This window comes from Sphingomonas alpina (assembly GCF_014490665.1).
Classification (GTDB): domain Bacteria; phylum Pseudomonadota; class Alphaproteobacteria; order Sphingomonadales; family Sphingomonadaceae; genus Sphingomonas; species Sphingomonas alpina.
Genome location: NZ_CP061038.1, coordinates 1,266,408 through 1,290,459, shown reverse-complemented (window position 1 = coordinate 1,290,459; position 24,052 = coordinate 1,266,408). Strand labels below are relative to the sequence as shown.

Genomic DNA, 24,052 nt, shown 5'->3' with positions numbered 1-24,052 from the left:
GGTTGACGCATACCGGCGCTCACACCTTCATGTCGAACCAGACGCCATAGAGCATCAAAGCCGATCCTAAGCACCACATCATCGTGCCGAACATTTTCAGCTGGCGCTCATAGCCGATAAGGAAACTGATCGGAAAGCGGTGCAGGTTTGCGGCATTGTAGCGCTTGTGGAACGCGATCTGCGCGTTAACCATTCCATGAAAGACAAAGTTCATGATGTTGAGCATTGCGGCGACGACGGCCGTGAACAGCAGCTGGAACAGAGCCGTCGTGAAGGCGTGAGACGGCTGCACTTTTAGCCCACGCAACGCGAGGGCAATCATCACAACCAGGACTGTTCCGCCGATGATCGCGCCTACCGAACGTTTGATGACGAACCCGGTGCCAAATCGCGGAGCGACGATCAGCAAAGCGATACACACAGCAACAGAAATCAGCCACACGATGGCCTGCATATGGGAAATCCTTGGGTTAGGTCCGCGACTTAGCTTCGGTCGAAAGCTATTTGTCGAGCCCAGATTAACGAACGTCGGGAGTAGGGAGGCATTAGGTGGCCGCTGAATGGCGGCTTGTGGGTCTAGCCCGCCTGCAAAAGCAACGACAGCTACACTCGGCATTGTTCCTGATATCGCCCACAACGACCAAGAGAAACGAGGATGGCCATTCGCTCCAACGAGCGGTGCAGTTTTCGGCAAAGAGATCGTAGCCTTGATTTGTAACGCCCTCGACAGAGCAGCTTGACCAGAGGTCGCCACCACGAAACTATCCACCCAAACGAGCGCCGGGAGCGTGAGATGGATCGACGACAGTTTCTGGCAAGCGCTGCGGTCATCGGGATCGCCGGCGTATGGGCGACGAGATCGACGGCCGCTCCGTCGCAAGTCGCGTGGCGCGAGGATCGTGCACTGTATCCGCAGGGCGTCGCTTCGGGCGATCCGGATGAGCAGAGCATCGTGCTGTGGACCAGGCGGCCGTTCGACCAAGGCGATCAGCACACGCTGACGGTCGAAGTCGCGCTGGACGCGGATTTCCGCCGCGTCGTCGCCACGGCGCGCGTGCCGGTGCTGGCGGCGGCCGACTGGACCTGCCGCGCGCTGGTCGGTGGCCTCTCTCCGGCGACGGTCTATTGGTATCGGTTCACCGACGACAAGGGCGCCGGCAGCCGGATCGGGCGCACGATCACCGCGCCGCGCGTCACCGACCGGCGACCGGTCCGCTTCGCCTTCGTGTCGTGCCAGAGCGTCAATGAAGGCGCGCAGAACGCGTTTCGCCGGATGATCTGGGAGGATGAGCGCGCGCCCGACGACCGCAAGCTTGGCTTCGTGCTCCATCTGGGCGACTTCATTTACGAAGTGGTCGAATATCCCGACGAGGTGCCGCACCGTTATTCGCGCACCGTCTATGACCTCGGCCGGGTGCCCGACGCGCGTAAGGTCAGCAATTTCCATGTACCGACCAACCTGGCCGGATATCGCCACGTCTATCGTGCGCATATCGACGATCCCGACATCCAGGACGCGCGGGCCCATTTCCCGTTCGTGTGCATCGGCGACAATCACGAATTCTCGTGGCAGGGCTGGCAGAGCTTCATCAAATATGGCGGCAAGGTCGAGCCCGCGCAGCCGTTGCGCGTCGCCGCCAACCAGGCGTGGTGGGAATATATCCCGTCGCGCGTGCGCAAGGCATCGGGCGCGGGACTCGACCAGTTCCGCCCGCCCGCGGTGACGGCCGCGGCGATCGAGACGTTCGACGATCATGGTTTCGGCACGGAGGCGAACAACCGCGTCGCGGTCGGCAGCATGACCGCCTATCGCGCGCTGCGCTATGGCCGGCATGTCGAGCTGATCCTGACCGACCTGCACAGTTACAAGATGGCGGACCCGACCGACCGGGCCGAGGCGGCGGCGCTCGATTCGGGAGAGTATCCGGTCATCCCGCAAGAGTGGCTGGAGATCGTCGATGGCGGGAAAGACTATGCCGGGGGCAAGCCGCCCGCGACCATCGCGATCGGCGACAAGACGATCGCCAATTTTCGCAAGGGCGAGCCCGCCTACACCGTGCTCGGCCGCGAGCAGAAGGCCTGGCTCAAGGAAAGACTGACCCGATCGACCGCGACCTGGAAGATCTGGGGCGCGACCAACGGCACGCTCGACATGCGGACCGACCCGCAGAACCTGCCCGCCGGATTCGTGAAGGCGGCATGGCCGGGCAAGGGGTATGGCACGTTCGGCGGCGGCGATTTCAGCGGCGCGTTCGCCGAGCGTGCCGAGATCTATGACACCGTCCGCGATCACAAGGTGTCGGGCTTCGTCACCGTATCGGGCGACCGCCACAGCTTCTGGGCGGGCTATGCCGCGCCGGCCTTGCCGCCCGCCGGGTTCGAGCCGGTCGGGGTGAGCTTCATCACGGGTTCGATTTCCGCGCCGGGCATGGGCGAAGCCGCCGAATATTTCAAGGAGTCCCCCACACTGCCGCTGTTCGTGCGCAAGACGGCGGGTGCCGCGCCCGAGCACACGATCAACCTGACGATCAAGCGCGGGGTACGCAGCGCGCTGGAATATGCGGCAAGCGGCGACATCGCGAAGGCCCGGGCGCTGACCAATCCCGGCGTCGCGCCGCATCTGGAATTCGTCGACATGGCCGGCCATGGCTATGCCGTGGTCAGCGCCGGGCCGGACGCGATCGAGACCGAATTCGTGTGCATCGTCCGCCCGATCGCGCGCGCGACCACGCCCGACGGCGGCCCGCTGCGCTATCGCGTGTCGCATCAGGCACGCCTGTGGCAGCCGGGTACGCCGCCGAAGCTGGCGCAGCGGGTGATCGAGGGGGATGCCAGATTGTCGGTTTGACGGCCAGGCAGGGAATGGCGGCAAGGCGCCCAAACCAGGCCCTGATCGCCAGATGCGAGCTAGCCAGAGCCTTCCGCCCTCCAAGTCGCGACGAAGACATCGCGATAGGCCGGCATATCCGTATCGATGGGCCGGATCGGGGTCACACCGTGCATCACCCTGTGGTCGTCCAGCAGCACGGTGTCCCCTGCCGCCGCCAGGGTGAAGCGATCCATCTCCGGCCGACCGGCAACCTGAATCTCGGTCACGCCTTCATCGGCGTTCAGACGATCGATCAGCATCACCAACACCCAATCGACCCCGTCGCGATGCATTCCCTCCGGGGTCGGGCGGCCCGGGTTCCGGGCTGTGGTCTCGATCCGGAACTGATGCAGTTCGACATGCCAATGAGCGGCCAGGGCGCCCTCGCCGGCCGCCTCGAAGCAAAGGGTCGCGCCGCGGAGCAGCCGGTGCATCATCGCGCTGTCGGCGATGGCGTCGTCCATGGGCTCGAACCAGCGCTGAACATCTCCATTCAGCTGATTATAGTCACGGCTCTGAAAATGGGGCTGGTGCGGCTTGCGCGTGATCGCGTCGGGAGTGATCGCCAATGCAGCGTGACGGCGTCGGCGATAGCGACCGCCATCGGCCATATATCGATCAAGGCCGAGCCGATTCCATGACTCCGCGAAGCTCTTCCAGCTCGAATCCAGGGCAGGCGCCGGTAACCAGTCGATCGTGTCCGGCGCCAGACGAACAAAACCCTGCGCAGCAAGCTCCACGGCCAGACGAGGGTCGCCCTCATTTCCAATGTTCACCGATGGTCGAGGCACAGCATAGTCACCACATCAACAATTGCCCGGTATCGAAGCCGTGCGTATCCTATAAGGATTCATGCGGCCAGATCATGGCCGACGCCGTGGCGAGCTCCTGCCTCCGTTTTTCGAACGTCGCCGGCCATGAATCCGCCAGGTCAGTTCGCCAGCGCCCATTTCTGCACAAGTTCGCTTGCTTGAACGAGCCGCGCCCGGGCCGCGTCCGGCTGGCGAAAGTTGCAGCCGAAATCGAAACGCAGCGAGGTTTCGTGATCGCGTCCATGCCAGCTGAGCGTGCCCGTCCCCTGGTCCGTGACCGCCCCATCACAGGGCAATTCGCGCACATCCTCGATCGGCCGCAATATCGCGCGGATGCGTTCGAAGCCCTCTGGCCCGGCGTTGAACTTGCCGCCTGCCTGGCGACGAACGGTCGTGCGATACATGCCGCGCCCCGAACGGTCGATCGACCATTCGGTCCGGCCGCCGGTCCAGCCATTGCCGGTGCCGACATAGGAAATTCGATCGGGAGTTGTGGCAGGCTGGGGTTCCGAGCTTCGCGCTTGCGGATCGGCAAGGCCGGCCAACATGAGTGCGGCCAGGGACACGAGATTGCGGATCATCGAGAAAACTCCCCTGTCTTCGACATCGCCCTGTCTTCGCTATCGCACAGCCGCTCCGATCCCGAAACGGCGGACCTACGGCGGCGCTACCGCGTCTTTGCCTTGGCGAAGTCGTGTACGAACAGCCCCGGCTTGCGGCTGTCGAACAGCGCCTGCAGTTCGCACGACGTGCCCTTCTGTTTCTTGCAGTTCACCCGGGCCGCTTCCTGCGCGCGCTTGGCCGAGGTTTCGACGGTCGCGCTGTCGCGATTGCCGTCCATGCGATAAGCCTGGATAAACCCGTTGCCGGTCAGCGCGGTGCTTTCGCACGGCCGCGATGTCGCGTCGCGGCATGCCTTGATTGCCGCCGCGGTCGCGGCATCGGCGCTGCGCTGGCCGCTCGCGATGTAGAGCTTGTGATCATATCCGTCGGAGCCGACGACCCAGGCCGACACCGCATAGAATTTGCGCGCGGATGGCCCGGGCGAACGCCGGTTGGTGCTGGAACGAATGGTGGCGAAGATCTCGCACGGCAGCAATTGCTTGGCGGAACATTCGGCAAGTACCCGCCGACGTTCCGCCCCGCCCTCGCCGGCCCAGCCCCGGTAGAAGGATCCATTCCGGTCGCGGATGATGGCCATCGACGAATTCCCCCAGTCGCCGGCCAACGAGCAACCGCCGCCCATCACGCTGTTGCATGCCGCCACCACCTCGCGCTCGGCGATATTCTCGCCGCCGCTGTAATTGCCGTCGACCCAGATGTCGGCGGCGTCGGGATGCCAGGCGATCGCCGCATAGCTGTTATGGGCCGCTGCGGGCTCGGCAGGAGCGTTGCTGCTTTCGTCGCGCACGCACAGCGGAAAGGACGCGACGCCGGGCGCCGCCGGAGACATGCCGACCACCCGCTCGCCCGGGCCTGCGCCATTGCAGGGATAGGCCTGCCCCTGCGCCTGTGCCTGTACCGGCCAGAGGCACCAGGCCAGCCCGATCAGGAGCATCCGCGCCATCCGGTGCAGATCAAGGAAACGCGTCATACAGGCTCTCGCATATGGGTGGCATGGTTCGCCGTCATCCGGCCTTCCCGCTTCGCAGCGACACGGGGCATGGCGAAGCGGATTTCGGCGATCCGCTGGCTTCACGCCCTGGACGGTGCAAATAATCTGCGAACGGCTTGAAATGGCCCCGAACGGCACTCGACTTGGCCGGGCAAGATGCAAATAAGGCATGCGATGGATGCCGACGGCCACAGCGCGTTGCACGACAATGCGGATTCGCGGATCGAACTGCGCCGGATGACCTGGCAGCTTGGGGCCGTCTACTGGTTTTCCGTCTTCCTGATCACCAGCCTTCTCTGGCATTTCGTCGGGGTCGACGCCTGGACCTCGGCACCGGCAAAGCTCGTCTGGATCGGAGCCAGCGTCGCCATCACCTTCGCCATTTCGGCGCTGCTGCTGCGCTGGCGCGATGTGCCCTTTCTGCACAAGGCGATATTGTGCTTTGCCCTCACCTTGCTCTGCGCGCCATTTTCCGCGAGCATCGATTTCCTTCTCGCCTCCTGGTATTTGTGGCCGCAGAAACCGTCATTCGCGCCGCGCGATTTCGTCTATAGCCTGATCGAGAACAGCTCATTCTTCTTCGGCTGGGCCTGCCTCTATGTCGCGATGCTCTACAGCCATGAGGTGCGTCAGCAGGAGCGGCGGCTGGCGGCGATCCGGGAAGAGGCGCTGGCCGCGCAGATGCGGGCGCTGCGCTATCAGATCAATCCGCATTTCCTGTTCAACACGTTCAACTCCGTCGCTGCGCTGATCGAGGAAGGCATGCCGAACGAAGCCAAGCGCATGGTCGTCGTCCTGTCGGAATTCCTGCGCACGACGCTGACGCTGGATCCGTTCAGCGATGTTCGCCTGGACCGGGAAATCGCGCTGCAGCAGGACTATCTGGCGATCGAACGCGAACGGTTTTCCGACCGGCTGAACTTCGCATTCGACATTCCCGCCGAATTGAGCCGCGCACTCGTGCCCAGCCTGATCCTGCAGCCGCTCATCGAGAATGCGATCAAGCATGGCGTGGGGCAGGCGCGCGCACCCATCGTGGTGCGCATCGACGCCAGGGCGGTGGAGCAAAGGCTGATCCTGACGGTCGTCAATGACGTGGCACCGGATCACGACATGACGGACACTTCCTCCTCCACCGGGATCGGGCTCGCCAATGTCAGCGACAGGCTGTCCGCGCGGTTCGGCAATCGCGGACGATGCACCGCGGGCCATGATGGCAAGGGCGCGTGGGAGGCGAGGATCGAAATGCCGCTGCGCTACGAATGACTGGTTTTTCGGTCCTGATCGTCGATGATGAACCTTTGGCGCGCGGCCGCATCCGGCGCGCCCTTGGTGCGATGGCGGACATCCATATCGTGGGCGAGGCGGCGAACGTCGATGAAGCGGAAGCACTGATCGGCCGATTGCGCCCGGACATCGTCACGCTCGACATCCAGCTGCCGGGCGGCACCGGCTTCGATCTTCTCGAGCGGCTCGGCCCGGCGGCACCGGCAACCATATTCGTCACTGCATTCGATCATCAGGCCCAGCGCGCCTTCGACGCTCATGCCATCGACTATGTCACCAAGCCGCTCGAACCGGCCCGTTTGCAGGTGGCGGTCGCTCGTGCCTGCGCCCGGCTGCGCGCGAGTTCGAATGAGGAGCGCGTCAACGAGCTTCAGGAAATGGTCAGCTCGCTTCGGCGCGCGCTGCAGCAGACCGACAGCGCCGGGCCGGATTTCTGGGTGAAATCGCGCGGAGAATATCGACGCCTTTCGTTGCTCAACGTCACACACATCGTCGCCGAGCGCGACTATGTCCGTATCTTCAGTGACGGGGAAAGCCATCTGCATCAGGAAAGCGTGACCTCGCTGGAACAGCGCCTGCCACCCAAAGTCTTCATTCGCGTCCATCGCAGCGCGATTATCCGCAGGGACGCCATCGTCCGCTTGCGGAGCGTGCAGTTTTCGGCGCTGATCGCAGAACTTGTCGACGGCAGCGAAATACGCATCGGACGAACCTATGCGGCCAGGATACGCGCCGAACTGGCGCGCGGCAGAGTGCCGGCCCTGCATTGAACTGTCACCAGGCGCGCCGACGAGCTCCGGGTCGTAGGGCCGGCGTGCAGGCGTTCAAGGTCTGATAGGTCGTCGGCCCCAGGGTCCAGCGCGGCTCGCCATGTTCGCTGTTGAGGTTTTTGACCTTCCTATTCCGTGAGGTATGCCGCCAACTCCTTCAGGCCCGCAGGTGCGTCCTGCCAAAACCCCGACAGGTCATTGGGAAAGCGCCCCTTCAGGTCAGCAAGGACGGGCGCAGCGACAGGCTCTCGCAAGCGGGCAAGCCAGGGGGCGAGAGGAAAGCCTGCACGGGCCGCGCCGCATAGTATTCCTTCAGTCTCCCAACCGACCGTCCCTTCAACGCTCGCAAGCAAGTCGTGGCCAAGCGCGCGGTCAAACCAGACTTCCACGAAGCCCTTGATTGCGTCCTGCTCTCCTTGTGACCAGGATTGCCACTTGGCGAGACCAACTTTGCCCAACACGATCTCAGCATCGATCGAGTTTTCGGGGTCATCGATGGCGATCTCCAGGATACGCGGCAAGAAATAGCGAAAATCTTGTACGCTGCCGACCGTGTAGAACACGCCCGATACGTATCGCCAAAGCGCCTGACCGGTCAGATCCCGCAATGACGTCGTCAGCAAGACATCAACGCCGCGCGTTGCGACGCAGCACGGACAGCCTTCGATTGCCACAGGCGTCGGTGCTGCGAACTGGCGATAAATCTCTTCCACCACGTTTCGAATCTGCGCCTTGTTGGGCAGTGACAATGCGCTACTCATGGGCATCAGCGTGACACCGGCGCAAGCTCGCTGCAATGTCCTCATGGGGCCGCCAGCGCATATTCCCGCGCCGACAAACGGCGGCCACTGCCATCGCCGCTGATGGCTCGGTCGAGTCCTCAGCCGAGTTGTAGCTCGTTACGATGCGCCTCTCCGGTAGCTCCATAGACTCGAAGCGCATCCTCCCCGCAAACCTCAAAACCCATATTTCAACGTCACCCGCGCATTTCTCGGCTCGCCATAGACGAAGCCGGGAAACCAGCTGTTGCCACTGTAGAAGGTCTTGTCGAAGACATTGTCGACATTGAGCTGAAGCGACAGCCGCTTGTTCACTTCGTAACGCGTCATGAGATTGACGATCGCGTAGGCGGGCTGGCCGATCGGCCGCGCGACCTTCGTGACGGGATCGTTCGCGGTGACCGGCGGGCGGCTTTCCCATTTGAGTGCGCCGCCGAGACTGAACCCGTCGAGCGCACCGGCAAAGACATATTTGGTCGCGAAATTGAACGCTTTGCGTGGTTGATGGCTGAGCACGTCGACGCGCTGGGCATCCTTCGCGCTATATTGGCTCCAGCCGGCGCTGAGGTCCCATTGCTGCGTGATCTTGCCGACGACTTCCAGTTCATAGCCCTTGGCGACAGTCCCCTTTGCCCCGATCGAGGCCGGGGTGCTCGTGCCCGGTACGAACACTCCCGACCCATCGGGCACGGCAAGATTATCCTGTTCGATACGGTACACCGCCGCCGTCGCCAGCAGCTTGCCGTCGAGCAGCAGCGCCTTCAGGCCCGCCTCGTAGCTTTTGCCTTCCAGCGGATCGAGCAGACGCCCGTTGCGGTCGCGGACATCGCCCTGCGGCTTGAAGATATTGGTGTAGCTCGCATAGGCGGACAGGTTGCGCATGATGTCGAAGACCAGCCCGGCATAGGGCGTGAGCGTGCCCTTGTAGCTGATCCGGTAAGGCTGTGTATCCACGGTCCTTTCTTCGTTGCGCCTGAAATAGCTCAAGCGTCCGCCACCGATCAGCTTCAGCCGATCGAATATGCTGATCCGCGTCGTGGCGTAAAACGCTGCCTGGGTGGTCGTGCCCTTGCTCGACTGGAAGCGTGGAGCCCATTCGGGGTCGGCGAGATCGCCATCCCAGTGATTGAAATCGGCGATCGGATCGATCGAAACCGGCTTGCGATTGCTCCAGCCGTCGGCGAGGTGGCTGACCATGGCACCAACCGCCAGGTCATGCTGGCCACCAAGCAGCGAGAAGGGGCCATTGGCCTGGATGCTGCCGTGCCATTGCTCGGGGTTGGCCTTGAACCAATAGCCCGAGGTATCCACGCCCGCGCCAGTGACCCGGTCGGGTGTGCCGTCGAGCCACAACAGCTTCGATTCTTCCAGCCCCTTGTGATAGGCGAGGTCGCCGCGAAGGCTCCATTCCCCGCCCAGCTGATGCTTCAGCGTGACAAAGGCCGAGATCTCGGTGGTATTCCAATATCCCCAATCGGTGCCGGTGGTCTTCGATCGCGGCCAGTGAGTGCGCGTGCCGTCGGTATACCAATAGGGCAGCTGTGCCCACATCACGCCATCGCGATCGTCGCGCTGATAGCTCGCGCCGATGGACAATGTCGTGCGATCGCCCAGATCAGCATCAACCACGGCATAAAGAACGATGCCCTTCTTTTCCTCGCGATCGACGAAGCCGTCCTGGCGATAGGCCTGGGCGATGGCGCGCGCGCGCACCGAGCCGCTGGCATTGAGCGGCGACTGAACATCCAGCGTCCCGGCGACGCGGTTCCATGACGCACCCTCAAGGCTGGCCTGGCCGGTGAATTCGCGGGCATCGGCATGTTTGCGGATCAGGTTGACGACCGCTGACGGGTCGCCCGCCCCCTGCATCAGGCCGGCCGCGCCGCGCACCAGGTCGACGCGCTCATAGATCGCCGTACTGGTCTCGCCAAAGCCAACATTGCCGTTGACGAACGGCGCGCCGTCGAGCTGGAAATTCTGCACCTCGAAACCGCGTGCGGAAATCGCGCTGCGGCCGCGATCGATGTCCTTCTTGGAAATGCCCACTGCGAAATCGAGCGCGTCGTTGATTGAGATCAGTGCCTGATCATCGATCTGCTGGCGCGTGATGACGCTGATCGTCTGTGGCGTTTCGATTGGCGTGAGACGCAGCCCGGTCGCGGTGGTCGGCTGATCGCTCCGGCCATAGCCGGTCACGACGATGTCATCGCTGCTTTCTTCTTCGGACGCCGTGCCCTGATGCTGTGCCTCCTGAGCATGGAGCAGTGCCGGCGTGAATGCCCAGGCAGAGCCCGCCAGCAGCAGGCAAAATGAACGGCGCATCAATGTCCCCTTTATGTCATCTCCCGGGAGCGTCTCTTCTTCCGTACCGCGCCGGACTCACCCGCAATTGCCTCCACCGGAACGAAGCCGGGCGCCACGAGGCGAACCGGCAGGACGCGGAGGAGGGTGCGAGCGTGACCGGTCCACGACCGAGCCGATGATTCGCCTTCCCAAGGCGTGCGTCGCTAATGCGATTAACTCGCAATTGCAAGACGCGACAATCAGGGAAATATAGTGCCGCAGCATGATCATCGCGCTATGTCGCGGGCGGGACGCAATGCCCGGTAAATACGACGGCTGCGGAGGAGATGGGAATCAAACAGGCTATGGCGACAGTCAGATGAGCGTCGTCACCTGATGCATTTCCGCTTCCCCACCCTGAGGTCGAACAGGCGTGGCCCCGGATTGCTTCTTGCCTTGCCAATGAGTTGCACGTCGACCGCACACCTGCCGCTCCAGATACGGTAGCGATCCTGGGTCGTGGTTTCGACCTTGGTGATCGGCGCATCTTGCAGCTCCCGGGCGACGTCCTGGCTCTCGAGAATGGCCGTGAACTCGCGCGCCCGCTGCCAATAGGGCGGCAGTGCCGCTTGCACCGAGGTGGCCACCGCAAACCCGGCAAAGGCAATTGTTCGGAAAAACACGCGCATCATGCTCATGGCTATCTCCTGGCTGAGAACGGCTAGGGGCTTTTATCCTATTATGGCGAGGTCAATCCACCAACGTCGCGGATGGTGCCCGGCCCTTCCCCGCTCCATCACTCAGAACAAGGCCGGCGTGCCGACCCAGATCATGCGTACCGGCGTATCGCCGGCGTTCTGCATACGATAAGCGTGGCGCTGGTCGAAATGCGCGCTGTCGCCCGAGCCAAGTACGAAATGCTCGTTGCCGACCCAAGCCTCCAGTTCGCCCTCCAGCACGTACCAGAAGCCCTCACCTTCGCGATGCGACAGAGGCGAGCTCTCACCCGGCGGGACGGTGATGTGTAGCGCTTCCATCTTGCGTTCTTCATGCCGGCCGCTCAGCCGGGCATAGACCACAGAGGTCGTGCCACCGAGCTTGAGATATTCCGGCGCGGCGCCGCGCCGCACGATCTGGCCCGGCAGCGGCGTGCCGACGAAATAGCTCATGTCCACGCCCAGCGCCCGGGCGATCGAGGTGAGCGACACGAGCGACGGCATCGCCAGGTCGCGCTCCACCTGCGACAGGAAGGGCACGGACAGGCCACAGGCATCGGCAAAGGCCTGCAAGGTCAGGCCGAGACGGTGCCGGCGATCGCGGATCGCAGCGCCGATCGGCGGCGGGCCGGTATCGGCCACCGGCACGACCGGGGCCGCCAGCGACAGCTCGTCGGTGTCCATCATCAACTGTGATCCGCGACGATTCGCCAGCCGGCCGATGTGCGGTGGAACAGCAAGCTGGTCAGGCCGCTCGCGTCGCCGCCCGATGCGGCATCGCGGTGCAGATGGAACCGCCCGACGATAAAGGCATGGTCGCGATCGGTCAGCCGGAAATCGAGGATCTCGAGCTTGAGCTGTCCCATTGCCGCCGCGCTCCCGCCGCCGAAGCGACCCGCATACATATCGCGGATCGCCTGGTAGCCGCGCACGACATTGCCGCCGCCGATATAGACCGTGCCGGGGGCATTTTCATAAACCGTCATGAAACGGTCGAGATCGGCTGCGTTCCATGCCGCCGCGCTCGCATCCAGCGCTTCCTGGACGGCAATGCGGGCCGCCTCCGGTCGCGCGGCAGCGGCGGGCACAGCAATGACCGGGGATGCCGTAACGGCAATCGCCGCGATGCTCGCGGCCAGGATAGTCTTGATCATGTGCGCCCCCTTTGAATGACGTGGTCGAGCATAGAGGGGTCAGCTAAAAAACAAACCCCTATCAAAAAAGTTTGACAGCATAAAAATGTTCTGCTGCAGGCGCAAAAGGGCCGCCGACCGCGACCCGGCGAAGGGGATGGCGAATATGCGTAAGGGACAATCGGTTTTTCTGGGTAGCGCTTGCGCGCTCGCATCGCTTGCCGCCGCTTTGGCGACACCGCCTGCCCTGGCGCAGACGGCCGATGCGGCAGTGGCGGCATCGGCCGTCGAAGAAGACTCGACCGACATCATCGTGACAGCGCAGAAGCGGTCGGAAAAACTGCAGAACGTGCCGATCAGCGTCACCGCGCTGACTCAGGCCGACCTGGAACGGCGTGGTGTCACCAACCTGTACGACGTCTCGCGGATTGCGCCGTCGCTGGCGGTGGTTTCCTCCGGGCCGGGCGAGAACAACCTGATCGTGCGCGGCATTTCGTCAGTGGCCGGCTCCGCCGCGACGGTCGGCTATTATCTCGACGACACCCCGATCGCAGCTTCCAGCAATGCCGCCCTGCTCTCGACGCGCGGCGTGATCGACCCCTCGATGATGGACATCAGCCGGATCGAAGTGCTGCGCGGGCCGCAGGGCACGCTATACGGCTCTAGCTCGATGGGCGGTACGGTTCGCTACATCTCCAATCAGCCCAATCTCGATACCGTCGAAGGCAAGGTCCATGCCGAGGCGTCGGATACGGCGCATGGCGGGTTCAACTGGAACGTCAACGGCGTGATCAACCTGCCGGTGGTCAAGGACAAGGTCGCTTTGCGCGTCGCCGGCTATTACCGCGACGAGGACGGCTATATCGATCGCTACGCGATCGATCCGACCAATTATCTCGCCGCCGATCCGACCGCCAAAAAGCAGAACAACGTCAACACCTACAAGACGTATGGCGTGCGCGCCGCGCTGCTGATCCAGCCGACCGAGACGCTCTCGATCACGCCGTCCTTCCTGTATCAATATACCAAGCTCGGCAGCCCGTTCACCTATGACGGCGTGCCGGGGTCGCTGTCCAACCCGATCCAGGTGCGCGACGTCGACGAGCGCAACGTGCAGAAGAGCTGGATCGCGAACCTCGCGATCAAGCAGCAGATCGGGCCGATCGAACTGCTCTCGTCCAGTTCCTATTATCACCGCGACGTGCAGCTCCAGGATGATTCATCCAAGGTCATCAATTACTTCTTCGGCACGCCAACGGTGTCGCCGGTGGCCATGTACGGCAGTTACCGCAACAAGGAATTCACTCAGGAACTGCGCGCATCGAGCAGCTTCGAGGGTCCGTTCCAGATCCTGGTCGGCGGCTTCTATCACGATGTGAAGGCCCCCCTCACCTCGTCCATTCCCTATCCGTCGGACTTCCCCTATCGCACGACCGCACCCTTCGCGAGCTTCGACACCATCTATGCCGGCACGCGGCGCGCGACGCTGAAGGAATATGCCGGCTTCGGTGAGGCCTCCTACAAGATCACGCCGACGCTGACGGCGCGTGCCGGGGTTCGCGTCTTCCAGGTCGACCAGGGTTTCTACCAGTCCGGCGACGGCCTGTTCAACGGCGGCTTCTCCCAGGTCACGAACAGTTCGCGCGACCATGGCGTGACGCCCAAGGCCACGCTGCAGTGGCAGGTGACGCCGGACAAGTTGCTCTATGCGACCGCGTCCAAGGGCTATCGGCCCGGTGGCCCGAACAACCCGGCGCCGGCCAGCCTGTGCGGCGCCGAGGTGCAAGGGCTCGGACTGAGCCAGGGGCAGCTCAATCGGTACAGCCCGGACAATCTCTGGAACTATGAGATCGGCGCCAAGACCAGCTGGCTCGATCGCCGCCTCACGGTGAACGCATCGGCCTTTTATATCGACTGGTCGAAGGTGCAGCAGCAGATCGTCCTGCAATGCGGTTTCAACATCACCGCCAATTTCGGCAATGCGGTAAGCAAGGGCGGCGAGCTCGAGATCGAATTCCGCCCGATCAAGCCGCTGACGCTGAGCGCTGGTTTCGGTTACACCGATGCCCGGCTGAAGAACGACGTGCCGGGGACCGCCGCAAAGGATGGCGACCAGCTGCAGAACGTACCGAAATGGACGGTAACCGCATCGGCGGAATATGCCGACCGGATCAATGACGACTATAAGGGCTTTGCGCGGATCGACTTCAGCTATCTCGGGGCATCCGACTTCCTCTATGATCGCACCAGCCCATTCTATCGGCGCCCGGCCTTCTCACTCTTCAATGCGCGCATTGGCATCGATCCGGTGAATGCGCCCTGGGAAATCTCGGCCTTTATCAACAATATCACCGACAAGCGTGGGCAGACCGATCTGCCCGTCGCGATCTCGGCCGATCTGCCGACGACGCGGCGCATAGCACTCAATCAGCCGCGCACGATCGGCGTTGGCGTCGGGTATCGCTTCTGATGGAAGACAGGGAAGCGGGTCATTCCAGGCCCGCTTCCCGGGACGCCCCTCACCGCTCCCCGGCGGCTTCGAGGATCAGTTGAGCGATCTCGCCGGGATGCGAGATCAATGACACATGGCTGGATTTCAGCTCGATCGTCTTTGCCCCCATGCGTTTGGCCATGAAGCGCTCGAGATCGGGATTGATCGTCCGGTCCTCGGTCGAGACGGCATAGAAGCTCGGCTTGGATCGCCACGCTGCCTGAGTGGTCCTGCCGGTGAGCAGCGCCTTGTTGAAGGGTTGTTGCACCGCGTAGAGAATCCGCGCCTTTGCCTCGGGCAGATCGCCAGCGAAATCGCGCAGGAATGCGGCCTCGCCGAGGCGGCCTTCATCGCCGTCGAAGACGATACCGGCGCTCGCCGGCGGCGTGGGAAAGGTCTTGGCCAGCGCCGCATAGTCCTCACCGGCATCGGGCGCCCGCGCCGCCACATAGACCAAAGCCGAGACATTGGGGTGCATCCCGGCCTCAGTAGCGATCATGCCGGAAAAGGAATGCCCAACCAGCACCGTCGGGCCATCCTGGCGCGCGAGCACACGCTCGGCCGCAGCCACCGCTTCAGGCAATGTGGTCAGCGGATTCTGCACCGACGTGACATTGAGACCCACCGCCTGCAATCGCGCGATCACGTCGGACCAGCAGGATCCGTCGGCGAACAATCCATGCACCAGAACGACGTTGCGCGCTTTGGCCGGAGCGGCAATGCCGCTGGCGGAGATCAATGGAGCAGCGACGCCGGCCAGCATTGCCGTCGTAAATGTGCGTCTGTCGATCATGGTGCGGTGCCTTTGGCGAGGTGGCGGGACATCGGCTCGAGTCAGTTCGAGGCTTCATAGCCGGGTTCGTCACTTCCCCGATATGCTCACCGCCTTGCACAGAGTGTCGGTCGCCAGCGCGATGCGCGATTCCGGCCGGGTGCGGTTCGCGGCGTTGTTCTCAACGCCACGGGTCTCGGTGTTGAGGGCAAGCAGGCTGCCCATATGCTGGTCGGGGCACAGGCTGAGATAGGCGCGGAAACCGTTCTGGTCGCCATTATGGCCGATGAAGCGGATCCCGTCGCGCTGGTCGAGGAAGAAGGACAGCCCGCTCCACGTCGTCGTTGCCATCCGCCCTTGCGTGAAATCCTCGCCCGCTGAGATCTGCGGCCGCCACATTTCCTCGAGCGAGGAGCGCTTGAGCACCAGATCATGATCGGCCTGGCGCGTCGCATCGCCGAGCAGGAAAGCCATATATTTCGTCATGTCCGGCAGTGGCGCGTTGAGCCCGCCGTTTGACACCGTCACGCCGGTATCCGCGTCGAACGGTGCCGCCACCCGCTTGCCGTCGCGGATATAGTAGCTGTGCGACCGATGCGGCAGCAGATAGGGCGGTGTGCGGTCGAAATAGCTCTCCCGCATGCCGAGCGGCCGCAGGATGTTCTTGTCGATATAGACTTCGAAATCCTCGCCCGAGAGCCGCTCGATCACCTGACCGAGATAGACGATGCCCGGATTGGAATAGCTGAACCTTGTGCCGGGCCGGAACTGTACCTCGGTATAGGGCAGCATCGCCACCAGCTGCGCCCAGCCCTTGGGTTCGAACGGCTGCCAGTCGCGGTCGCGCCAGCGCCATGTCGCGCCGCCGAAACCGGCGCTGTGGCTCATCAGCTGGCGCAGTGTGATCGCCCCGGTGTTGCCGAACGGATTATGCACCGCGGCAAGTTCCGGCACATAGCGGACGATCGGATCGTCGAGCGTCAGCAGCCCGCGATCGCGCAACTGCATGATCGCGATGCCGGTCATGGTCTTGGTGATCGACGCCCAGTGATAGATGGTTTGCGCGTCGACCGGCACATTGGCGGCCGCGTCCTGCTGTCCGAGATGATCGGCAACGACCACGCGGCCGTCGCGCACGACATAGAAACTGCTGCCGACGATGCCCGATCGCTTGACCTCGGCACGTTGCAGCGCGCGAAAATCGGCCAGCGCCTTTTCGAAGGCGCGGTCGTCGGCCAGAGCCGCACCGGGAAGCTGCGACACGGCGAGCAAGAGGCAGGCGGCGAGCCGGCGGAACATGGCGATCTTCCTCATTCTAGGCGTTTTCGAGCCGCGCTTAACCACTCCCTACCGTTCACCCTGAGCTTGTCGAAGGGTCGTTCTTCTGCGGCAAGAAGGACGGGGCTTCGACAGGCTCAGCCCGAACGGGGAGAGTTGGTTCATCCATCTCATCTCGTCAGGACGGCCGCAGCATCGTCCGCCCCGCTGCATTCGCCTCGACCGCTTCGCGGCTGAACGGCATCGGCTGCATCTGTCCCGCAACCCAGGGCTTGTACATGTCGCGATAATGCGGCGATTTTGGATCGATCGACTGGCCGGGCAGGACCAGCATCAGCGAATTGTCCCAGGCGCCGACATCGATCACCTGCAAATAGCTGGCGCCGCCGCCGACGCTCCAGCCTGGACCGGAGCCGAGCCAGCGCGCCATCACGGTATAGCCATCGCCACCCGACCCCTCGCCCTCGATCGGCGGAAAGGCTGCGGCAATCGCGGGGATCGCCGACAGCGGATGGCGCAGCCGCACCTGATGCAGCGTGCCGTAGCGCCATGCCGCGGGATCGGCACCAAGCCGGCCGCGCGCCTGCGCCCAGGCGGCGACCAAAGCTGCATCGAGCATCGCATCGCGCACGGCCTGCGGATCACGACCGAGCCGCGCGTCCGGCTTGGCGAGCAGGTCAAGCAGCACCGAGGGCGCTATCTCCGTCACCAGCTCCTTGGCTCGCTGGGGCACGATCGCGGCGAGCATGCGCGTGCCGAGCTCGCGCCAGGTCATTTCGAACAGGGCGGCTGCGCCGCTGTCCGCCGCGATCCGGGCATCCCAGCCGCGCAGCATGTCGACGGCCGGTTTGGCGGCATCGGAAGGCTGTGGCGGCAGATGCTCGAGGAACAGGCGCGCCGGCGTCGACAGCGTGTCGTGCTGCAAGGCGACGCTGTCGGCCAGGCTGTGCCGGGCCTGGCTCGCCAGCACCTGCGCGATCCGATTGTAGCGATAAGGATCGCGGAACGAGAAAGCCGGGATGCGGTCGCGTGGCCAGTTTGCCGGCAGATTATTCTGGTTGGCCGAGGCGAACCAGCCCTTGGCGGGATTATACTCGCTGGGCAGCGATGCGAAGTCGCGCATACCGGCCCAGTCATAGCGCCCGTCGCCCGGCACCGGCAGCAGGCCGTCGCCCTGCTTGCGCACCGGCGCGAAGCCGATCACCTGCCAGCCGGTGTTGCCGTCCACATCGGCATAATGGAAATTGGTTGGCGACGGGTGCAGCGTGAACGCCTTGCGCAGGCTCGCCCAGTCCTTCGCCAAGTTGATCGCGATCATCGCAAAGGCGCCGCTGGCGCCCGGTTGCAGCATGATCGAGCCAAGCACGGTCGCGCGGTGCCGCCGCGGATTGTGTGAGATTACCGGCCCCTGCACCGAATAGCGCAGCGTTACCTTCTGCGCCGCTGCGCCCTTGACCGGGATCGACTCCACGACCTGCTCGAACCGCTTCCAGCCACCATCATGGCGATAGCGTTCGGGATCCTCCGGGTGGAGCTCAAGCACGAACAGGTCGTTCTGGTCGATGTGGAAATTGGTGCGGCCGAAGGCGAACCGGTCGGTATGGCCCTGCATGATCCCCGGCAGCCCGGGTGCGCCGCCGCCGATCACATCGAGCCCGGGTGCGGTGAGATGCGCGACATGGCGCGGGCTGAAGCCGCCAATGCCGAGATGCGGATCATTGGCCAGGATCGGCCGGCCGGTGGCGGAGCGCGCCGGCGCGACCGTCCAGGCATTGCTGCCGGCATTGGCACGTTCAGCCGAACCGGCGGGATCCGCCACCGGCCGCTCAGGCTCGAACGGCAGCCGTCCGAGCAGCAGGACGCCGAGATCGGCCTCGCTCACCGCCGCGACATCCAGCCCCTCGGGCACGCGCATGGTCCAGGCCGGGCGGAGCGGCGCTACGACAGCGTCGAGTTCGAGCAATCCAAGGGCGGCGAGCTGTGCCCGACGAATCTCGTCATCGGCATTGCCGGCTGCCGCTTCGCGCGCGAGCACCAGGTCGCGAACGTCCCATTTCATCGGCGCGATCTTGAGGATCCGGTATTCGCCCGGAAGCAATGCAGGGTCGGCCATCACCTCGTCGATGCGCGCGTTGATGCCCGCGATATAAGCGCGCGCGCAGGCGAGTATGTCGGGCGGCACGCGACGCAGCTCGGCATCCAGGTCGCCGCGATAATGGAACAGTCGCGCATTCGCGTCGTGCGGGACAAAGCGTGCGCCGAACACCTCGGCAAGGCGGCCAAGTTCGCGACGATGCGCCAGGTCGATCTGGAACAGGCGATCGCGCGCGACGACATAGCCCTGGCCGAAAAATGCATCCGGGATCGACTCCGCCCGAATATGCGGGGTGCCGTACACGTCATCGACGATCTCGATCGACGCGCCCGGGCCCTGCACGGCCTGGCGCCGTTCCGTCACCGGCAGGCGGGACTGAAGCAACGGCGCAGCGGTGGCAGCACTTGTAACAAGCATCGCGGTCGACCCCAGCAGGAACGTACGACGGTTGAGCATCGGCAATTCCCTGCTGTCTCTCTGGGCCGAAAGGTTGGGCCTGCTTGGCGCACCTGTCTATGCGGCAGGTGTTCTATGGTCATAACCAGCGGCTATCGGCCAGGCTGTTGCGGTAGCCGGTGCGGTCGCTCCCTTGAATCGGAGAGCAGTTATCTGTCTCATATATCGTCTTCCCCGGCGAAGGCTGGGGTCCAGTCGAGGGGCGTCTGCGGCGCCGTGAGGCGCCTGTTACAGCTGCCTCCCAACTGGACCCCGGCCTTCGCCGGGGAGGCAGCTGAGACATGCCTGTCAACGGGATCATCCCCGCCTCAAAGCGGCGGCAGGCGCCGCTTCACTGGGGTGGCCTTGACGATCGATGTGCTGGTCTGGGCGAAATCGACGATGCGATCGAGGACCGTGTCGAGCTGTCCGATCGACTGGAGATAGACATGGGCGATGTAGCAATCGTCGCCCGTCACCTTGTAGCATTCAGTGAATTCGGGGATTTTCTCGATCATCCGCTGCGTCGCGGGAAGCTTGCCGGGAAACGGCTTGATCCTGACGATCGCCTGAAGGGTATAGCCAAGCGCATACGGATCGATATCGACCGTATAGGCGCGGATCACGCCGCGGTCCTCCAGCCGGTGCAGGCGATCCGATACGCTCGGCGACGACAGTTCGACGCGCTGCGCCAGTTCCTTGAGCGAGAGGCGCGCATTGCCCGCAAGCAATTCCACGATGCGCCGGTCCACGTCATCCAGCATCATTCTCTCCTTAGGTAAAACCCTGATCATATCTTATTATCTCAGGCAAATTCCGCAAACTGCCTTTCTCTACCCATATCAACCTGCATTATCCCCTGCTAAAAAACCATCATGGTTGATGGGAGGCCGGAATGACCGGACAGACACGCGGCACGATCGAAATGGCGGTCGCCATGACGATTTCCGGCACGATCGGCTGGTTTGTGATCATGTCGGGCCAGCCGGTGATCGATGTCGTGTTCTGGCGCTGCGTGTTCGGTGCGGTGACGCTGAGCGCAGTGTGCCTGGCACGCGGCCTGCTGCGCCGCGATGCCCTGTCGCGGCGGCAATTGCTGATCGCCATGGCCGGCGGCGTGGCGATCGTGCTCAACTGGCTGTTGCTGTTCGGCGCCTATGCGCATTCCTCGATCTCGATCGCGACCACGGTCTATAACACTCAGCCCTTCATGCTGGTGGGATTGGGCGCATTGCTGTTTGCGGAGCGGCTGACGGTCAATAAACTCCTGTGGCTGGCGGTCGCGTTCGGCGGTGTGTTGCTGCTGGTTCAGGCCAGGCCAGAGTCCGGTCAGACCGGATCGGATTATCTGCTCGGCATCGTCATGGCGCTCGCCTCGGCATTTTTCTACGCGCTTGCCGCGATTGCCGCGAAGAAGCTGACCGGCGTGCCACCGATGCTGATCGTCCTGATCCAGGTAATCGTCGGGATCGTGCTGCTCGCACCGCTCAGCCATGTCGCGACGCCGCCGGGCGGCGCGTCGACCTGGGCCATGCTCGCCTCGCTCGGGGTGATCCATACCGGACTGGCCTTCATCCTGCTTTATGGCGCGATCCAGAAGCTGCCGACCCACCTGGTCGGTGCGTTGTCATTCATCTATCCGCTGGTCGCGATCCTGGTCGATGTGGCCGCGTTCGGACACAGGCTGTATTTCCTGCAGATCGTCGGCGGTGCCGCCATCCTGCTCGCCGCCGCGGCGACGACGCTGGGCTGGTCGCCGATCCGGGCACGCCGGCCGGCATAACCCTCAGGCCAGAGATCGCCGCAGCACGACGAAATGCAGATCGTCCCGCCTGGGGATACCAAAGCGATCGTCGCCATACGGGAACGGCCTGGTATCCCCGCTCGGCTCATAGCCCCGCCGCGCATACCAGGCGATCAGGCCGTCGCGGATATTGACCACGCTCATGCTGACCTCCGTGCCGCCGCGCGCGAGCACCCAGGCCTCCGACGCGGCGAGGAGCCGGCGGCCCGCACCGGCGTTCTGGAGCCGCGGGTCGACGGTGAGCGAGCCGAGATACCAGCGCCCCTCACCCAGCGGCTCGAGCCAGACACAGCCGCGCAGCCGGCCATCGGCATCGTCCCGCCAGATCAGCAGAGTCGCATGGGGCTTGGTGGCGATCTCATCGCGCAGGAACGGCTCGCTCGTCCGGTCGCCATCGATATAGCCGGCCTCGGTGTTCCAGCCCGCCTCATCGCCGCGATAGGCCAGGTTCATCAGCGCGACGATCGCGGGCACATCGCCGTCCTGCGCCGGGATCAGGCGCACCACATCGTCAGTCGCGTCATCGAGCATCGCTTCGTCTCCTCACCGGACCGGCGGATCAACGCGCGCGTCGTGCCCTCTCCGCTCGTCCGGAACCACTGCCCGTCAATGCCGATCCGTGTGATGAAGGCAAGAGCCGTCGAGGCAAAGCCACCCGCTGGTGACGCTGCAACCATGCCATTGTCGACAAAAAGAAAGCGCGCGCCGGGATCCGGCAAAACGTGACATGCCCGATCCTGCGCGACGGTTGAATCGCTGCCAGCGGCAGGCTGCGATGGAGGAGCATGAGCCCCACGGCGAGATATGTTACACCGGTCGTGTCACATATCTCAGGCCCCTCGACGGGAGATATGTTACACCAATCCTATCCCATCTCAGGACCCGATGGGAGATATGTTACACCGGTTGTGTCGCATATCTCAGGCTCGCGCGCGACAAGGCATCCGTAATAATATATTTATATATCAGATACTTAACTGAATACTCTGATCTTCGGTTGCAACCTCATGGCCCGTGCGACACAATCCTCGCAATGCGGCCGGCAAGGTGATCCATGAAAGAGCGACCTGCAAGCCGACAGATCATGGTTCCCTCGCGCAGACAATCGCCAGGACGCGCAATCCAGGTGCTGCTTCACAGCGGAGCGTTATGCGCCGCAATGCTCTGTGCCGGATGCAAACCGGTACGGGATCCGCCACCGGCGATGTTTTTTGGCGGCCTGCCCGTCAGCGGTAAATTGAGCGACGCGCAGCGCGCAGGCTTCAATAGCTGCGTCAATACCGACGCGATCCGAATGCGGTGTCGTCGGCACGCAGTCATGCTGGCGAAGAGCGGACCCTATGAAGCCGCCGTCGATCTGGTGGGCAGCGACGGAAGGGGCGGTTTCGATCAAGTCACGCTTTGGCACGACCGGGACAATTACGCGGTGTACCAGATAACCGACGCGCTGGAGCAGGCTGGGTGGGTTTACTGTCAAACCGGCGAGGGTCGCCGCGGGGACCAGATTATCTATACACGCAAGGGATCGCCGGTCCGGATATCCATGGACCTGAGCTATTGGGGGAAGCGCCGGCTGAGGATCATCCCGGAATGGAATCAGCAAGAGCCTCGCTGCACCCCGACTGAGGGCCCTGCCGTGCCGATCGATCGGCAGCGTCCACCCGGTTGACCGAAATCGCTGGCCCGGCACCCTGACCAGCGTGGCGGATGAATCGGAACGACTGGCAAGACTGGGTCGACGATCGCGGGCGTGCCAATGGACCAACCCTCCATGGCCGCTCTTGAATTTCCCGTCATCCGCCATAGATTGATGGGGCGGTACCGGGCCCCTCTGGCGAGGGCTTACCAAAGCCCTCGTGATGTCGGACCGCATCGAGCATGCTCGGTGCAGGATCGGCCTGGTGTACCCGCCACCCCTCCCCCGCAGCGCAGCAGGCCCGATCGATCAAACTTCGATTGGAGAGGCTTTATGACTGTCATCGTTACGCGGCTCATCGCAGCCCACCGCGCACTCAATCAGGAGATCGCGCGCGAAGTCACGCGCCGGATGCCCGACGGGTTCCGGCTCGCCACGCTCAAGAAGCGGCGGCTTGCGATCAAGGACAATCTGCACCGGCATCTCGCCGCCGCCCGCCGCGCCACGCGCGGCCGGTCGCCCGCGGCGATCTGACCCCATTCATCCGTTCAAGGAAATCCAACATGGAAACCCGTTTTCCCGCCTTTGGCGCCGGCGTCCGCCAGGACGCGGCCTTTGACGAAGGCCTGCGCCGCTACATGCTCGGCATATATCGCAACATGGCGATCGGCCTGGCGCTGACCGGCCTGGTCGCGCTGGCCATTGCCGCGACGCCCGCGCTCAGCGCGCTGATCTTCGGTACGCCGCTCAAATGGGTGGCGATGTTCGCGCCGCTCGCCTTCGTCATGTTCTTCTCGTTCCGCATCGAACAGATGAGCCTGGCCACCGCGCGCACCGCCTTCTTCGCCTTTGCCGGCGTGATGGGCGTATCGATGGCGAGCATCTTCCTGGTGTTCACCGAAACCAGCATTGCCCAGGCCTTCTTCACCGCCGCCGCGGTGTTCGCGGGCATGAGCCTGTGGGGCTACACCACCAAGCAGGACCTGACGCGCTACTCGACCTTCCTGTTCGTCGGCCTGATCGGCGTGATCGGCGCGAGCCTGTTCAACCTGTTCATCGGGTCGGGCACGCTGCAGATGGTGATCTCGATCGCGGGCGTGCTGGTCTTTACCGGCCTGACCGCATGGGACACGCAGCGGCTGAAAGGCGAGTATGCCATGCATGCCGGCACCGAGCGCGCCGACAAGCTGGCGATCATGGGCGCGCTGTCGCTCTATCTGAACTTGATCAACCTGTTCCAGCTGCTGCTTGGCCTGCTGGGCCAGCGCGAGGAGTAA

The 24,052-nt window shown here is 63.6% G+C and carries 22 protein-coding genes; 8 read left to right on the top strand and 14 right to left on the bottom strand.

From position 1 onward, the window contains the following. Positions 1-19 precede the first annotated feature (19 nt). A complete protein-coding gene (locus tag H3Z74_RS05975) occupies positions 20-454 on the bottom strand; it encodes a hypothetical protein (RefSeq protein ID WP_187763030.1) in 435 nt (144 codons plus the stop codon). A 339-nt stretch (positions 455-793) separates the two neighbouring features. Between H3Z74_RS05975 and H3Z74_RS05970 the strand changes: the two genes are divergently transcribed. Next, positions 794-2,848: an alkaline phosphatase D family protein gene (locus H3Z74_RS05970; protein ID WP_187763029.1), complete on the top strand. Its 2,055-nt coding sequence runs from the start codon at positions 794-796 to the stop codon at positions 2,846-2,848. Between the two features lie 59 nt (positions 2,849-2,907). On the opposite strand, the gene H3Z74_RS05965 is transcribed toward H3Z74_RS05970, so the two are convergent. The 3 genes from H3Z74_RS05965 to H3Z74_RS05955 form a co-directional block, all read right to left on the bottom strand. Beyond that, the gene (locus H3Z74_RS05965; RefSeq protein ID WP_187763028.1) at positions 2,908-3,480 is read right to left on the bottom strand and encodes a 2OG-Fe dioxygenase family protein; all 573 of its coding nucleotides are present in this window, start codon (positions 3,478-3,480) and stop codon (positions 2,908-2,910) included. Between the two features lie 320 nt (positions 3,481-3,800). Continuing rightward, positions 3,801-4,262 carry a hypothetical protein gene (locus H3Z74_RS05960; RefSeq protein ID WP_187763027.1) on the bottom strand — a complete coding sequence of 154 codons (462 nt, stop codon included), beginning with the start codon at positions 4,260-4,262 and terminating at the stop codon, positions 3,801-3,803. 86 nt (positions 4,263-4,348) lie between these two features. Then, positions 4,349-5,275, bottom strand: coding sequence for a DUF4189 domain-containing protein (locus H3Z74_RS05955; RefSeq protein WP_187763026.1), 927 nt, complete (start codon positions 5,273-5,275; stop codon positions 4,349-4,351). 195 nt (positions 5,276-5,470) lie between these two features. Between H3Z74_RS05955 and H3Z74_RS05950 the strand changes: the two genes are divergently transcribed. Both H3Z74_RS05950 and H3Z74_RS05945 read left to right on the top strand, forming a co-directional pair. After that, positions 5,471-6,562: a sensor histidine kinase gene (locus tag H3Z74_RS05950; RefSeq protein ID WP_187763025.1), complete on the top strand. Its 1,092-nt coding sequence runs from the start codon at positions 5,471-5,473 to the stop codon at positions 6,560-6,562. After that, complete coding sequence (locus H3Z74_RS05945; protein WP_187763024.1) at positions 6,559-7,353, top strand: LytR/AlgR family response regulator transcription factor; 795 nt, start codon at positions 6,559-6,561, stop codon at positions 7,351-7,353. Before H3Z74_RS05950 ends, H3Z74_RS05945 begins: the two co-directional genes overlap by 4 nt. A gap of 128 nt (positions 7,354-7,481) precedes the next feature. Here the strand turns inward: H3Z74_RS05945 and H3Z74_RS05940 are convergent, their stop codons facing one another. The 5 genes from H3Z74_RS05940 to H3Z74_RS05920 form a co-directional block, all read right to left on the bottom strand. Continuing rightward, a complete protein-coding gene (locus H3Z74_RS05940; protein ID WP_187763023.1) occupies positions 7,482-8,114 on the bottom strand; it encodes a hypothetical protein in 633 nt (210 codons plus the stop codon). Between the two features lie 195 nt (positions 8,115-8,309). Beyond that, positions 8,310-10,454, bottom strand: a complete 2,145-nt coding sequence (locus tag H3Z74_RS05935) for a TonB-dependent siderophore receptor (RefSeq protein ID WP_187763022.1) — start codon at positions 10,452-10,454, stop codon at positions 8,310-8,312. A 350-nt stretch (positions 10,455-10,804) separates the two neighbouring features. After that, entirely contained in the window at positions 10,805-11,113 is a 309-nt protein-coding gene (locus H3Z74_RS05930; protein WP_187763021.1) for a hypothetical protein, read from the bottom strand. Positions 11,114-11,215: 102 nt separating this feature from the next. After that, positions 11,216-11,815 carry a helix-turn-helix domain-containing protein gene (locus H3Z74_RS05925; protein WP_187764190.1) on the bottom strand — a complete coding sequence of 200 codons (600 nt, stop codon included), beginning with the start codon at positions 11,813-11,815 and terminating at the stop codon, positions 11,216-11,218. A 2-nt stretch (positions 11,816-11,817) separates the two neighbouring features. Further along, positions 11,818-12,285, bottom strand: coding sequence for a YybH family protein (locus H3Z74_RS05920; protein ID WP_187763020.1), 468 nt, complete (start codon positions 12,283-12,285; stop codon positions 11,818-11,820). A 145-nt stretch (positions 12,286-12,430) separates the two neighbouring features. Here H3Z74_RS05920 and H3Z74_RS05915 point away from each other — a divergent pair, with 145 nt between their 5' ends. Further along, the gene (locus H3Z74_RS05915; RefSeq protein ID WP_187763019.1) at positions 12,431-14,734 is read left to right on the top strand and encodes a TonB-dependent receptor; all 2,304 of its coding nucleotides are present in this window, start codon (positions 12,431-12,433) and stop codon (positions 14,732-14,734) included. 49 nt (positions 14,735-14,783) lie between these two features. On the opposite strand, the gene H3Z74_RS05910 is transcribed toward H3Z74_RS05915, so the two are convergent. From H3Z74_RS05910 to H3Z74_RS05895, 4 genes are all read right to left on the bottom strand, one after another. Continuing rightward, positions 14,784-15,548, bottom strand: a complete 765-nt coding sequence (locus H3Z74_RS05910; protein ID WP_187763018.1) for an alpha/beta fold hydrolase — start codon at positions 15,546-15,548, stop codon at positions 14,784-14,786. Positions 15,549-15,617: 69 nt separating this feature from the next. Beyond that, the gene (locus H3Z74_RS05905) at positions 15,618-16,841 is read right to left on the bottom strand and encodes a serine hydrolase domain-containing protein (protein WP_187763017.1); all 1,224 of its coding nucleotides are present in this window, start codon (positions 16,839-16,841) and stop codon (positions 15,618-15,620) included. A gap of 142 nt (positions 16,842-16,983) precedes the next feature. Further along, a complete protein-coding gene (locus H3Z74_RS05900) occupies positions 16,984-19,356 on the bottom strand; it encodes a penicillin acylase family protein (RefSeq protein ID WP_187763016.1) in 2,373 nt (790 codons plus the stop codon). Between the two features lie 308 nt (positions 19,357-19,664). Beyond that, entirely contained in the window at positions 19,665-20,099 is a 435-nt protein-coding gene (locus tag H3Z74_RS05895; RefSeq protein ID WP_187763015.1) for an Lrp/AsnC family transcriptional regulator, read from the bottom strand. 131 nt (positions 20,100-20,230) lie between these two features. On the opposite strand from H3Z74_RS05895, the gene H3Z74_RS05890 reads away from it, so the two are divergent. After that, positions 20,231-21,118 (top strand): DMT family transporter, encoded by an 888-nt coding sequence (locus H3Z74_RS05890; RefSeq protein WP_187763014.1) that lies wholly within the window; start codon positions 20,231-20,233, stop codon positions 21,116-21,118. 3 nt (positions 21,119-21,121) lie between these two features. Here H3Z74_RS05890 and H3Z74_RS05885 read toward each other — a convergent pair whose 3' ends face one another. Then, entirely contained in the window at positions 21,122-21,670 is a 549-nt protein-coding gene (locus H3Z74_RS05885; protein WP_187763013.1) for a GNAT family N-acetyltransferase, read from the bottom strand. Positions 21,671-22,343: 673 nt separating this feature from the next. Between H3Z74_RS05885 and H3Z74_RS05880 the strand changes: the two genes are divergently transcribed. From H3Z74_RS05880 to H3Z74_RS05870, 3 genes are all read left to right on the top strand, one after another. Then, positions 22,344-22,808 carry a hypothetical protein gene (locus H3Z74_RS05880; protein WP_229726919.1) on the top strand — a complete coding sequence of 155 codons (465 nt, stop codon included), beginning with the start codon at positions 22,344-22,346 and terminating at the stop codon, positions 22,806-22,808. Positions 22,809-23,108: 300 nt separating this feature from the next. Next, positions 23,109-23,309: a YdcH family protein gene (locus tag H3Z74_RS05875; protein WP_187763012.1), complete on the top strand. Its 201-nt coding sequence runs from the start codon at positions 23,109-23,111 to the stop codon at positions 23,307-23,309. Positions 23,310-23,338: 29 nt separating this feature from the next. Continuing rightward, on the top strand, positions 23,339-24,052 hold the full coding sequence (locus H3Z74_RS05870) for a Bax inhibitor-1/YccA family protein (protein ID WP_229726918.1): 714 nt from the start codon (positions 23,339-23,341) through the stop codon (positions 24,050-24,052).